The organism is Marinobacterium lacunae, assembly GCF_000705555.1.
Classification (GTDB): domain Bacteria; phylum Pseudomonadota; class Gammaproteobacteria; order Pseudomonadales; family Balneatricaceae; genus Marinobacterium_D; species Marinobacterium_D lacunae.
Genome location: NZ_JMQN01000040.1, coordinates 270,395 through 282,820 on the forward strand (window position 1 = coordinate 270,395; position 12,426 = coordinate 282,820).

General features: G+C 54.4%; 12 protein-coding genes. 3 read left to right on the forward strand and 9 right to left on the reverse strand.

Annotation, left to right across the window (positions count from 1 at the left end; genetic code table 11):
- Positions 1–40: 40 nt before the first annotated feature.
- The 8 genes from trhP to ADIMK_RS13840 all read right to left on the reverse strand — a co-directional run bounded on the left by trhP (position 41) and on the right by ADIMK_RS13840 (position 8,936).
- Positions 41–1,390, reverse strand: a complete 1,350-nt coding sequence (gene trhP / locus ADIMK_RS13805) for a prephenate-dependent tRNA uridine(34) hydroxylase TrhP (protein ID WP_036189178.1) — start codon at positions 1,388–1,390, stop codon at positions 41–43.
- Positions 1,377–1,979, reverse strand: a complete 603-nt coding sequence (gene thpR / locus ADIMK_RS13810) for an RNA 2',3'-cyclic phosphodiesterase (RefSeq protein WP_051692960.1) — start codon at positions 1,977–1,979, stop codon at positions 1,377–1,379. The genes trhP and thpR overlap by 14 nt, the downstream gene beginning before the upstream one ends.
- 88 nt (positions 1,980–2,067) lie before the next feature.
- Entirely contained in the window at positions 2,068–2,937 is an 870-nt protein-coding gene (locus ADIMK_RS13815) for a hypothetical protein (RefSeq protein WP_036189180.1), read from the reverse strand.
- A 254-nt stretch (positions 2,938–3,191) separates the two neighbouring features.
- The gene (locus tag ADIMK_RS13820; RefSeq protein WP_036189181.1) at positions 3,192–3,392 is read right to left on the reverse strand and encodes a hypothetical protein; all 201 of its coding nucleotides are present in this window, start codon (positions 3,390–3,392) and stop codon (positions 3,192–3,194) included.
- On the reverse strand, positions 3,376–5,112 hold the full coding sequence (gene ltrA, locus ADIMK_RS13825; RefSeq protein ID WP_081849795.1) for a group II intron reverse transcriptase/maturase: 1,737 nt from the start codon (positions 5,110–5,112) through the stop codon (positions 3,376–3,378). The genes ADIMK_RS13820 and ltrA overlap by 17 nt, the downstream gene beginning before the upstream one ends.
- A 1,087-nt stretch (positions 5,113–6,199) precedes the next feature.
- Complete coding sequence (gene groL, locus ADIMK_RS13830; RefSeq protein WP_036189184.1) at positions 6,200–7,843, reverse strand: chaperonin GroEL; 1,644 nt, start codon at positions 7,841–7,843, stop codon at positions 6,200–6,202.
- A 60-nt stretch (positions 7,844–7,903) separates the two neighbouring features.
- On the reverse strand, positions 7,904–8,197 hold the full coding sequence (locus ADIMK_RS13835) for a co-chaperone GroES (RefSeq protein WP_036189186.1): 294 nt from the start codon (positions 8,195–8,197) through the stop codon (positions 7,904–7,906).
- 250 nt (positions 8,198–8,447) lie between these two features.
- The gene (locus ADIMK_RS13840; protein ID WP_036189187.1) at positions 8,448–8,936 is read right to left on the reverse strand and encodes an FxsA family protein; all 489 of its coding nucleotides are present in this window, start codon (positions 8,934–8,936) and stop codon (positions 8,448–8,450) included.
- Between the two features lie 253 nt (positions 8,937–9,189).
- Between ADIMK_RS13840 and ADIMK_RS13845 the strand changes: the two genes are divergently transcribed.
- From ADIMK_RS13845 to ADIMK_RS13855, 3 genes are all read left to right on the forward strand, one after another.
- Complete coding sequence (locus ADIMK_RS13845) at positions 9,190–9,951, forward strand: SDR family oxidoreductase (RefSeq protein ID WP_036189190.1); 762 nt, start codon at positions 9,190–9,192, stop codon at positions 9,949–9,951.
- 153 nt (positions 9,952–10,104) lie between these two features.
- Positions 10,105–11,520 carry an AmpG family muropeptide MFS transporter gene (locus ADIMK_RS13850; RefSeq protein WP_156042921.1) on the forward strand — a complete coding sequence of 472 codons (1,416 nt, stop codon included), beginning with the start codon at positions 10,105–10,107 and terminating at the stop codon, positions 11,518–11,520.
- Between the two features lie 98 nt (positions 11,521–11,618).
- Positions 11,619–11,876, forward strand: a complete 258-nt coding sequence (locus tag ADIMK_RS13855) for a PA4570 family protein (protein WP_036189199.1) — start codon at positions 11,619–11,621, stop codon at positions 11,874–11,876.
- A gap of 17 nt (positions 11,877–11,893) precedes the next feature.
- On the opposite strand, the gene ADIMK_RS13860 is transcribed toward ADIMK_RS13855, so the two are convergent.
- Positions 11,894–12,376 carry a YajQ family cyclic di-GMP-binding protein gene (locus ADIMK_RS13860; RefSeq protein ID WP_036189202.1) on the reverse strand — a complete coding sequence of 161 codons (483 nt, stop codon included), beginning with the start codon at positions 12,374–12,376 and terminating at the stop codon, positions 11,894–11,896.
- Positions 12,377–12,426: the final 50 nt, after the last annotated feature.

Below are 12,426 nucleotides of genomic sequence, written 5' to 3' on the forward strand. Positions count from 1 at the left end.
ACTAAGGCTCCCGAATGATGACACTTCCAGACATTACAGACTAGCGCGGCGGCGCATTGGGCAGATCACGCATCAGCAAGGCGTATTGCATATCGGTGTCGAAATCGAGCGGAATCGTGACACGATGACCGGAGCCCGGCGCGGCATCCACCGCCTGCCCCTTCTTGTCGTACAGCTCGGAGAGCTTGAAACGACGGTTTCCGACAGGTGTCATCAGCTCCAGCGTATCGCCTTTTTCGAACCGGTTTTTCACGTCGATCGTCAACGTTCCACGCTGGGCGTCATGTTCGAGCACTTCACCGACGAACTGCTGATGAACACCCACCGAGTTGCCGGTTTCGTAGTTCTGATATTCATCATGGACATGGCGACGGTAGAAACCTTCTGTGTAACCGCGGTTGGCCAGGTTCTCCAATACATCCATCAAACCCATGTCGAACGGTTTGCCGGCCACAGCGTCGTCGATCGCCTGGCGATAAGCCTGAGCGGTACGTGCAACGTAGTAATGCGACTTGGTACGCCCTTCGATTTTCAGCGAATCGACACCCATCTCGGCCAGCTTATGCACATGCTGGATGGCGCGAAGATCCTTGGAGTTCATGATATAGGTGCCGTGTTCATCTTCGAACGCGGGCATGTATTCACCGGGACGGGTTTCCTCCTGCAACAGGAAGATCTTATCGGTCGGCTTACCCTCACCCAACGCAGGCTTCGCCTCTGCAGTCGGGTCAAAGGACTGAACCGGCACCACATCGCCAGCATCGTCCTCCTTTGCCTCATGAGCATCGTATTTCCAACGGCAGGTATTGGTGCACGTACCCTGGTTGGGGTCACGATGGTTGATATAGCCTGACAGCAGGCAACGACCTGAATAAGCGATACACAGCGAGCCGTGTACAAACACTTCAAGCTCCATCTCCGGACAGCGATCTCGAATCTCTGCCACCTCTTCCAGCGACAGTTCGCGGGAGAGAATGATGCGCTCGATACCGGCGCGATGCCAAAACTTCACCGACGCCCAGTTCATGGTATTGGACTGAACTGACAGATGGATCGGCAGATCCGGATACTTGTCCTTGACCATCATGATCAGACCCGGATCGGACATGATCAATGCATCCGGCCCCATCTCGACCACCGGATCGATATCACGCATATAGGTGGTCAGTTTGGAGTTATGCGGCATGATGTTGCTGGCCACGAAAAACTTCTTGCCGAGCTCGTGTGCAACCCGAATGCCTTCGGCCAGATTGTCGTGGGTAAAGTCGTTATTGCGCACCCGCAGACTATAGCGCGGCTGGCCGGCGTAAACTGCATCCGCACCATAAGCGAATGCATACTTCATGTTTTTCAATGTCCCCGCCGGGGACAGGAGTTCAGGCGTTCGCATCGTTAACCAGATCTTTGGATTCAGAGGCTGCCCACGGCGCAGGCAGACGGGTTTCGAAAAGAGGTGTGTAGATAGAGCCACGCTCACCTGGGCGACTTTGGAACAGCACAACCGAGTCCACCGGCACCACTTCACGCAGCACAGGCCAGCACTCCGGCGCTTCAAAGCGGTTGTCCGAAGGCAGTCGTCCCAATGTCACATGTGGCCGAAATCCTTTCTCGTGATAATCGATGCCACTATCCTTCACCACCTGTGCCAAGCGTTCCTGCAAAGCGGCAAGCGGGGCGGGATCACTGGTCAGCGCAGCGATCACAGCAAGGCGCGTATTGACCGGATAATAGTCCAGCGTATCCAGATTCAACTGGAAGCTGGGGATATCATCCAGCGCCTGAGCCACCGCCCTCTCAAGCATCTGAACCTGATCGAGCGTTATCTCGTTCAGGAAACAGAGTGTCAGATGGTAACCGGCGGAATCGACCCAATGCGCATCAAGCCCGCGATCGTATTCACACAACGTATCGGCGTAGTCCGCCAGAGCCCGGGAGATTCGATCCGGGATCGGCAGCGCAAAAAAAGCACGAATGTTCATCTACGCTCGACAATCACCTCTTTTTGGAAACCGGCTATTGTGCCGCCGAACCCCGGCGGACGCAAATCCGAGTACAACACTCGGGCTTCTAGCGGGCATCAACCCGACGCTGCAATTGGTTGATCTGATCGCGCAACTGCAAAAGACTCTGGCTGAACTGCCGACGCGAACCGTCGATCGCCTGTATGGACTGCTCGATAGACGCGATACGCTGCCCAAGGCCTGCACTACTCTGAGAGCTCTGACTGAGCTTGTCGATACGGGCTGACAACGCCTGCTGAGCGCTCACCCGCTCATCTTTCTCAAGTGACAAGGCAAACCCGGTATCGGTGCTGACCGCCTTCAACTTATCAGCCTGCTCCGCCATCGACTTCTCGAGCCCTGCAACCTGCTTTTTGAGGGTGCCGAGATCACCTTTTCCTGCATCAACGCTGGCATTCAGCTTGGTTACTTTATCACCGGCTGCGGCCAGTTGCTGCTTCAGCTCCGAGAGCTCGGCAGCCTGCGTCTCAAGCGCCTTTTTCTGCTCTTCCAACTGAGGTTTGTTCCGCTGGTACGCTACGGTCCAGAGCTTGGCGATCTCCGAATCGAAATGTTCGTATTTCTCACCTGCGCGACTTTCAAGTTGCCCGATGCGTCCCATCAGGGTCTGTCCCGACTGGCTGGCAGTATCACTGGTCAGCGCCAGCATCTCGGCCATTTCGGCAATACGGGCCTGCGCCTTGGCAAGCTCGGCGCCCTGCTCATCTAGCGCCTGCTTCAGTCCTACCGTCCAGTACGCCAAACCTGCACCGCCTGCAGCGAGCACCAACAATATTAACGTCAGCAGAAAACTGCCGCCACGCGGTTTATCAGCAACCGGGACTGTCGGGCGTTTTGCTGTGGGAGCCGGTCTGCGATCAGTTTCCTGGACATCCAGTCCCGATAGATTGAGCCCGGGTTCTTTACGTTCACTCATCGTTGTTTTCTATTCCGTACAGGCTGGAAAAATCACACTAGCAGGTTTACCTGATACGAAAAAGCCCCGCAAAAGCGGGGCTTTTCAGCATTACGGCGGGGGCGATGTCGGGTAAGGAGCAGCCATTGCTGGCCACCCCTCCCCTAAGAACCGTACGTGCGAGTTTCCCCGCATACGGCTCAAGCCTTTAGAAGCCCTCCTCTGTGAGGAAGACCGACGGCCTTAGCAGATAGCACCTATTCTCGCAGCTAAGTTCAGCCAATGCTACGAAGTCGAGGCTTTCTCTGCTCGTCGAGATGCTGGCTCAGTGCTTCTTTAGCCACCTTTTCCGCAAATTTCGTCATGTAGGCGTCGAAGCCACCTTCACGACTCGTTGCATGCAAGATCGCCGCAGTACCGCTTAGTACTTTACCAGACTTATCGCTCACAACTTTCAGACTACACTTGTTTTCCATATCCCAACCTCTTATCACCAGACTGAACAAATAACATGGTGATAGATTGATCAGTTTTCAAGTGAAAGCCCAAAGCGTGCAGCTTCCGATGGCAATTCGGATGCAACAACACCAAGTTCTCCAGCTTGTCGCTACCACCCTTGTGCCGCTCAATAACATGGTGAATGTTCCACCCGGTCTCGAACGTGATGTACTGCTTGCACATCGGGCAACGCTTCTGCTGTCGACTCCAAAGCATATAGGTCTTCCGCTTGCCCTGTTCCGAGTTTCTCCACGCATACTCCAAGCGTTGCTCGTAGTAGCTTTCGAACTGCGGTAGGTACGGATTCGCGTCCGCTTTCATCTTAGTGTGCCGCTTGATCGGCGTGTCAGCTGCGTATATCAATGTGGCAAGTTTGCCGCTGGGGTACTGCTCCGCGAACACCCAATTGCGTTTCCCAACGCGCTTAAAGTATTTCGCTTTGACCCAGCGTTTACGGCGATTTAGATGCCGCCTCTTGCACCACTGCCACAGCAGCTTCCAGATACGATAATCCACGTAGTTGAAGGTTTCCTTGGCCACGATATGCCTGTGATAGTTAGCCCAACCCCGAATCATCGGATTGAGCATATCTATCAACAACCAGGCCGGGACCGTTTTGTTGTCCTTCACCACTTGCCGGATCTTGGCCAGAAACTGCTTCAGGTTCTTGTGAGCAGGCTTGATTAGCAGCTTGCCCCCATATTGCCTGATATTCTGACCCAGAAAGTTGAACCCTTCCGACACATGCGTAATCAGTGTTTTTTCCGCCGACAAGGTTAACCCACGTTCCGCCATGAAGGCTTCAACAACAGGCTTTACCTCGCTGTCCAGCAGCTCTTTCGAGATGCCGGTAATGACGAAGTCATCCGCATAACGCACATAGTTGACCTTTGTCTTGTAGCTGGCTTTGGTGTTTTTCTTCCCGAATCGGGCTTCTAACTCCTCTTCCAGACCATCAAGCGCAATATTGGCCAACACCGGCGAGATAATACCTCCTTGTGGAGTCCCCGCCTCGGTTGGGAATAACTGGCCGGATTCCATGTATCCTGCCTTTAGCCATTTTCTGACGATCACCCGGTCCAGAGGGACATGAGCAACCAGCCAGTCATGACTGATGTTGTCGAAACACCCTTTTATATCGCCTTCCAACACCCATTGAGCCGAACTCTTGCGACTGAGGTTGATGAACAACTGCTCAATTGCATCGGCCGTAGAGCGCAAGGGACGAAAGCCATAGGAATTACGATCTGCCGTGGTCTCCGACACCGGCTCAAGCGCTAACAGGTATAACGCCTGCATGGCTCGGTCCAGCATTGTCGGAATCCCCAAAGGACGACGAGCGCCATTTGACTTCGGGATATATACGCGACGTAGCGGTCTAGGCTTATAGCCCTTCCGCACTAATCGAAATACAGCATTCCATTTGGTCTCGGGGGTGTCCCATGTTTCGCCATCGATGCCGGGGGTTTTCCGTCCCCGGTTTTCCGTCACCCGTTTCACAGCCAGAGCTTTGGCCGAAAACGAGCGAACCAGCAAGCGCTGCAGGCTATTAACCTTACGCCACTGCTGATTACTGGCCGCCTTCGCGATGCGCACCTGTAGTCCTCTCACCCTGATATGACAGGTTTCCCAGTCAATACCGTGCCAGTTGGCGGAGTGGGAAGACGCAGGTACGTCAATCGTGGTTGATATACTCATCTTGCAGTCCTCCTAGGTTTGACCACCCCTGAATGACTGAAGACGCAGTAACCCCTTGCGGGAATTATGCATCCCCACAAGGGCGTCGATGAGTGAAGCCAAGGCCAAAGCCTGACTTCGATTTAGAGACTTTACAGGACGTTACGCGAGTAAAGACCTGCCAGAAGTGGGCACCGTTTCCGGTCAGGGCAAAGTTCGAACCCCTATCCTAGCCATTACAGCCAGGCATTCGCTTTTTCTGGCATCCTTTACCCGCACATCCAACAGTTTGCCTTACGGCTTACTTGCCCGATGGGCAGATGTACGGGCTTACCGAGTTCCATAACGATGACACGAGAGGGTTAGGTTCTGCCTATCTACCGGTAGCTTTGTTGTCAGCGTAATCCCAGATGTAAAAGGATTAACCAGCTACGCACCATTTTGGTTGAAGCCTGTCAGTGACTTTGGCTCCTTGCGGTTGACGGTATTTATCAGCAGTTCACATACGTTAACCATACCTCCCAGCCTAGCACCTCACCCGCGTTGTCACTCGCAGGATCCATGCACGCACCCTCACGGGCCGCACACACCGAAAAACGGGGCTACATTGTCAGGAAGCTTCGCACCACTCCATTACTGGAATCGCACTATCCCTAGGCTACAACTGGCTGAACAGCAGGTTCACTACGCATCAGCTAAATGCGCCGAACAATCATCGTTACAGCTTGCATCGCTGCGAGGTTAGATCAGTGACTCGATTGAGCCGTGGTGATCGTATCTGTGCTCCACACTATCCGGGCGGATGAACAAGCACGAAGTGGCATGGCAAAAGGCCATAAGGTGAGGACATGCAGAGAACCGGGACAAGCCCGATTCTCTTTTTGCATGCGTTGTTGGTTCGCTTACAGACGAACCGAGTCTGTGGTCTCAAGCGCTTAGCTAAACGCCATCATCGACCGGGGTCACATGGGTGGACTGACCGCCGCAGCGGCTCCTCTCATTCACAGTCCGGGTGAGAGGATGGGGCAGGTGCTCAACACACCTAAACCCCGGGCTAACACCTTGATTCAAAAGGAACCAAGGTGCCTCGCAGGCGACTCTCGTCGCACTACATCATGCCGCCCATGCCGCCCATTCCACCCATACCGCCCATGTCAGGCATAGACGGCTTGTCTTCCGGATGTTCAGCAACCATCGCTTCGGTGGTGATCATCAGACCGGCGATAGAAGCCGCTGCCTGCAGTGCAGAACGGGTGACTTTAGCCGGATCAAGAATACCCATCTCCAGCATGTCGCCGTACTCTTCGGTAGATGCGTTGAAGCCGTAAGCACCTTCGCCATTGCGAACGTTGTTTACAACGACAGAGCCTTCACCACCGGCATTGCCGACGATCTGACGCAGCGGCGCTTCCATGGCACGCAGTGCCAGCTGGATACCGATAGTCTGGTCGTGGTTTTCACCTTCCAGACCTTCAACCTTGCTCAGGGCGCGGATCAGTGCGACACCACCGCCAGGAACAACGCCCTCTTCAACGGCAGCACGGGTAGCGTGCAGCGCGTCATCGACACGGGCCTTCTTCTCTTTCATCTCAACTTCGGTCGCGGCACCAACCTTGATGACAGCAACGCCGCCAGCCAGCTTGGCAACACGCTCCTGCAGTTTTTCGCGATCGTAGTCAGACGTTGTTTCTTCGATCTGAACACGGATCTGCTGAACGCGAGCGTCGATATCAGCCTTGGAACCCGCACCATCAACGATGGTGGTGTTTTCCTTGGTGATGTTAACGCGCTTAGCAGTACCCAGGTGCTCAAGGCCGGTGGTTTCCAGGCTCAAACCAACCTCTTCGGAGATCACCTGACCGCCAGTCAGGACAGCGATATCCTGCAGCATCGCCTTGCGACGATCCCCGAAGCCCGGTGCCTTGACGGCAGCAACCTTGACGATACCGCGCATGGTGTTAACCACCAGGGTCGCCAGTGCTTCGCCTTCAACATCTTCAGCGATGATCAGCAGCGGACGTGAAGCCTTGGCAACCTGTTCCAGAGCCGGCAGCAGTTCGCGGATGTTGGAGATTTTTTTGTCAACCAGCAGCACGAACGGCTCTTCCAGTTCGGCGGTCATGGTTTCCTGGTTGTTGATGAAGTACGGAGACAGGTAGCCGCGATCGAACTGCATACCTTCAACCACGTCCAGCTCGTTCTCGAAACCGGAACCTTCTTCAACGGTGATAACACCCTCTTTGCCCACTTTTTCCATCGCTTCAGCGATGATCTGACCGACTTCTACGTCGGAGTTGGCAGAGATGGTACCAACCTGAGCGATAGCCTTGGAATCGGCGCAGGGAACAGCCATGGCACGCAGCTCTTCAACAACAGCGGCAGTCGCCTTGTCGATACCGCGCTTCAGATCCATCGGGTTCATGCCCGCTGCAACAGACTTCAGACCTTCATTGACGATAGCCTGAGCCAGAACAGTAGCAGTGGTGGTGCCGTCGCCGGCAACATCGTTGGCCTTGGAAGCAACTTCCTTGACCATCTGGGCGCCCATGTTTTCGAACTTGTCTTTCAGCTCGATCTCTTTAGCGACAGAGACACCGTCTTTGGTAACGGTCGGCGCGCCGAAAGATTTTTCCAGCACCACGTTGCGGCCTTTCGGGCCCAGGGTCGTTTTTACAGCGTCAGCCAGAATGTTCACACCATCGAGCATGCGCTGACGGGCATCATTACCGAAACGTACGTCTTTAGCAGCCATTATTCGTTTATCCTGTAATTCTGTGATCGGTTAACGTTTTTAAGCGATTAATAGCGACGATCAGTCTTCCAGTACGCCGTAGATTTCGCTTTCCTGCATGATCAGTAGCTCGTCGCCGTCAATTTTGACGGTGTTGGAACCGGCATACTGACCGAACAGGACTTTATCCCCCACTTTGACAGACGGCGCCTGAACTTCGCCGCTGTTCAGCACGCGACCCGGGCCAACAGCTACAACTTCACCGCGATTCGGTTTTTCAGCAGCAGAACCCGGCAGCACAATGCCGCTCGCCGTGGTGGTTTCTTCCTCACTGCGACGAACTACTACACGGTCGTGAAGTGGACGAATTTTCATCTGGTTGTTCTCCTGGTATCTAGGATCCAATGCGATGTTGGTTTTTTTGTGTTTGAAGCCCTGACGGGCTCCTAAATTCAGATGCCTATGGCTCGTGGCTAACTAGGTGGGGCCGTGCCGACTTATTTCAATGCCAAAAGCGATTTTTTTTTCGCTTTGACCGCGGTACCCCACACAAACAGCACTTCTCCTGCCTATGTGGGGTAGTGGAAGGGGATTTCAAGGGAAGAAATGAATTTTTTCACAGGCTCTAGCGCGGCTTTTCATCATCCCGATCGACCACTTCGCCTTCGATCACATCACCGCCACGTCCGGCATTGGAGGATCGCCCGTCGACATCTCCGCGCGGGTTTGCGCCCATGCCGCTCTTGGCTCTGGAGGCGACAATCACGGTAAAACGGCTCATCAACAGACGCACGAAGGCTTGACGCAAAGGCGGGATCAGGCAGCTGAAGCCAATCGCATCAGTCACAAAGCCCGGCGTTACCAGCAAAGCGCCGCCCACCGCCAGAACAATGCCTTCAACCATCTCCTGCCCCGGCATCTCTTGTCGATCAAGGCGCTGCTGAGCACGGCTAAGAGTCGCCAGTCCCTGATGACGCAACATGTTAACCCCTATAAAGGCTGAGAGCAGCACCAGACCAACGGTGTACCACGCCCCGATCGCCTGCCCCACTTTGAGCAGCACCGTTATCTCGACGATTGGCAGAACGATGAACAGAAGGAAAAGAAATCGCATTGCGCACCTCGAACATTTTTAGCGCTACAAGACTATCAGAGAGCTGCACACAACGGTAATAGAGGCACAAAAGTGCCTGACAGAAAGCGACATCTGCGACTATTAGGCTATTTGATCATCTATACCCAGCCCGCAAAATGAATTTTGCTGCACCACGGAAATTGCGTGTTGCAGCGCAGCATATTGCGACGCACAATAAACACTGTATGCAAAACAACCAGAGACGTGATAACGCCCATAGAGGACAGGCAATATGGAACTTAAAGACAAGGTAATCGTTATAACAGGTGGTGGACGCGGTCTGGGTCGCGCGATGGCCCTGGAGCTTGCAGCCAAAGGCGCGAAACTTGCGCTGGTGGACCTGAACCAGGCCGACCTGGATGAAACGATCGGCATGTGCGTTGACAAGGGTGTGGAAGCACGCGGATATGTCGTCGATATCAGTGAAGAAGCTGAAGTCGAAAAGCTGTTCAGTGACATCGTCGCTGACCTGGGTACCCTCAACGGGCTGGTCAACAATGCAGGCATTACCCGTGACGGCCTGTTCGTGAAAGCCAAAGATGGCCAGATCGTCGGCAAGATGTCCAAGGAGAACTGGGACCTGGTGATCAAGGTCAACCTGACCGGCACCTTCCTGTGCGGCCGCGAAGCAGCCGCGAAGATGATCGAACTGGGCACCGAAGGCTGCATCATCAACATCTCCTCCATCTCCCGCTCCGGTAACATGGGCCAGACCAACTACACCGCAACCAAGGCGGCCGTGGAAGCAATGGCAGTCACCTGGGCCAAAGAACTGGCCCGTTACGGTATCCGTGCAGCCTCCATTGCGCCGGGCTACATCGGCACTGAAATGGTCATGGCGATGAAACCGGAAGCACGCGAAAAAATCGAGGCCATGATTCCGACCAAGCGTCTGGGTAAACCCGAGCATATCGCCAAGACAGTTTCGTTCATTCTTGAAAACGACTATGTCGATGGCCGTTGCTTCGAAATCGACGGCGCGCTGCGCATCTAGCCTCAGGGCATGCCCGGAGAGGCGTGTGCCTCTTCCGGGAAACCCTCTCCCCAACTCCATCCTACATCGCTTGATTTCCCGCTTGCTTCACGCACAATGGAAAGCCCGCTCTGCGAGCGTTGCTCAATAACCTCATGACAACTCGGGAATCCAATGCCAATCCGCGTTTCACGCTCATGGATTAACGCCCTCGGAATCTATCTGCGCCCCAGACCTATCACCTTGCTATTTCTGGGATTCTCTTCGGGCCTGCCACTTTTGCTTGTGTTCTCTTCACTGTCGTTCTGGCTACGTGAAGCCGGTATTGAACGCAGCAGCATCGGATTCATATCCTGGGTCGCACTGGCCTATGCCTTCAAGTGGGTATGGGCGCCGTTGGTCGATCGTCTGAGCTTGCCGCTGCTGGGCGGGTGGCTGGGGCGACGACGCAGCTGGATGCTGCTGGCCCAAATCGGTGTAGCCGCGGGACTTTTGGCCCTGGCCGCTAATGATCCGGCACAAAACCTTCACTTCAGTGTACTGATGGCCGTGCTGGTCGCCTTCTGCTCCGCCACACAGGACATCACGGTGGATGCCTACAGGATCGAATCAGGTGACGAGAGGATGCAGGCGGCGATGGCCGCTACCTATATGGTCGGATACCGGTTAGCGATGATTACATCAACTGCAGGTGTGCTGGCTATCGCAGCCTTGATCGATACCAGTGAGGCGACATACGAGCATGCGCCCTGGATGCTGGCCTATACGGTGATGGCACTGCTGATGATTCCCGGCATTCTGACCACACTGCTCTCACCAGAACCTCCGGCTCCGCCGCGGGATGAGATGAACGCACAGCTGGCGCAGATCGAGTCATGGAGTCAACGAAACGCCCACCTTCCCGAACGGCTGGCCAGAATCGCCGGTTGGTTCTATATCGCGCTGATATGCCCTTTTGCCGATTTCATCCGACGTTATCGCTGGCAGGCAGTGCTTATACTGGCGCTTATCGGTAGCTACCGTATCGCCGATATCGTCATGGGTGTCATAGCAAACGTATTCTATGTCGATCTTGGTTTTACCAAAGCCGAGATTGCCGCCGTTACAAAGGTATTCGGCGTCATAATGACCCTGATCGGAGCCCTCGCAGGAGGCGTACTGGTCGAACGCTTTGGCGTCATGAAAATACTGTTTGCCGGTGCACTGATGGCCGCTGCAACCAACCTGCTGTTCGCACTCATGGCACTGAGCGGCCCTCAAGTGGAGTTACTGATATCGGTTGTGTCACTGGACAACTTCAGCGCCGGCATCGCCACAGCGGCCTTTGTGGCCTATCTTTCGGCACTGACCAACATTCAGTATTCTGCCACCCAGTACGCACTTTTCAGTTCGGTTATGCTCCTGCTGCCGAAGTTTCTGGGCGGCTTTTCCGGGGTCGCCGTCGACAGCATCGGCTACCCGATGTTTTTCACCGGTACCGCAGTGCTCGGCGTTCCCGTACTGATCCTGATCGTTATCGCCGCCAGAACCACCCATATTCACCACTCAAGCACAGCCAAAGATACGGCGCTCCAAGACAATAAACTGTGATCCCGACCATACAAATGTCGATCACGCTTCCGCACTATTGCAAATGATATTGATTATCATTAATCTTCAATAACCAATATCATTTGAAGGAGCGCGGCATGACCTACCAAATCGATGCATGGCTGGAACGCAAGGACCCTGAACTACGTGTGACCTTGAGAAATACAGGCGTGGTACTGCTGCACTGGCACAGCGAGGAACTCAAACCCATGCTGGAGTCCGGTCTGTTAAATCCTCATGATTTTTGCTGTTGTCAGGGCAAAGAGAAGGAGTTGGTACGAGAACTTTTCCTCATCGCGTGCATGGACGAGGGGCGTTGCGGACAGTGCCGCTACAATACCGGGGAGAAGCATTAGCCTCTCCCCGGCGCAGATCAGTCGCGGAAGTTGTTGTACTGTAACGGCAGTTCTAGATCTGCTTCGCGCAAAACAGCCATGGCAGCCTGGAGATCATCGCGTTTTTTCCCGGTAACACGGACCTTTTCGCCTTGAATCTGGGACTGTACCTTGAGCTTGCTGTCCTTGATCAGTTTGGTGATTTTTTTGGCCATTGCCTGATCAAGCCCCTGCTTGAGCAACACCTGCTGGGTAGCCTTTACACCGCTGACATCCGGGTCTTTGACCTCCATACATTTGATGTCGATCTTGCGACCGGTCAGCTTGGAACGCAGCACCTCCAGCATCTGCTGCAGCTGGAAATCCACTTCTGCGCTTAGCGTAACGGTCTCATCCTGCATGGCAAAGTCAGCCTTCACACCCTTGAAATCATAGCGCTGCTGAATTTCGCGATTGGCCTGATCCACCGCGTTGGTCACTTCATGCATATCCAGCTCGGATACGATATCGAACGAGGGCATTTTCATCTCCTGATCTACTTGAGAAACGGGCAAAGTAAAAGGCCCATTTC

Coding starts and splice junctions, on each gene's coding strand:
- ADIMK_RS13860 (WP_036189202.1), bottom strand. CDS start 12,376: ATGCCCTCGTTCGATATCGTATCCGAGCTGGATATGCATGAAGTGACC.
- ADIMK_RS13850 (WP_156042921.1), top strand. CDS start 10,105: ATGCCAATCCGCGTTTCACGCTCATGGATTAACGCCCTCGGAATCTAT.
- groL (WP_036189184.1), bottom strand. CDS start 7,843: ATGGCTGCTAAAGACGTACGTTTCGGTAATGATGCCCGTCAGCGCATG.
- ADIMK_RS13845 (WP_036189190.1), top strand. CDS start 9,190: ATGGAACTTAAAGACAAGGTAATCGTTATAACAGGTGGTGGACGCGGT.
- ADIMK_RS13840 (WP_036189187.1), bottom strand. CDS start 8,936: ATGCGATTTCTTTTCCTTCTGTTCATCGTTCTGCCAATCGTCGAGATA.
- ADIMK_RS13820 (WP_036189181.1), bottom strand. CDS start 3,392: ATGGAAAACAAGTGTAGTCTGAAAGTTGTGAGCGATAAGTCTGGTAAA.
- ADIMK_RS13855 (WP_036189199.1), top strand. CDS start 11,619: ATGACCTACCAAATCGATGCATGGCTGGAACGCAAGGACCCTGAACTA.
- ADIMK_RS13815 (WP_036189180.1), bottom strand. CDS start 2,937: ATGAGTGAACGTAAAGAACCCGGGCTCAATCTATCGGGACTGGATGTC.
- ltrA (WP_081849795.1), bottom strand. CDS start 5,112: ATGAGTATATCAACCACGATTGACGTACCTGCGTCTTCCCACTCCGCC.
- thpR (WP_051692960.1), bottom strand. CDS start 1,979: ATGAACATTCGTGCTTTTTTTGCGCTGCCGATCCCGGATCGAATCTCC.
- ADIMK_RS13835 (WP_036189186.1), bottom strand. CDS start 8,197: ATGAAAATTCGTCCACTTCACGACCGTGTAGTAGTTCGTCGCAGTGAG.
- trhP (WP_036189178.1), bottom strand. CDS start 1,390: ATGCGAACGCCTGAACTCCTGTCCCCGGCGGGGACATTGAAAAACATG.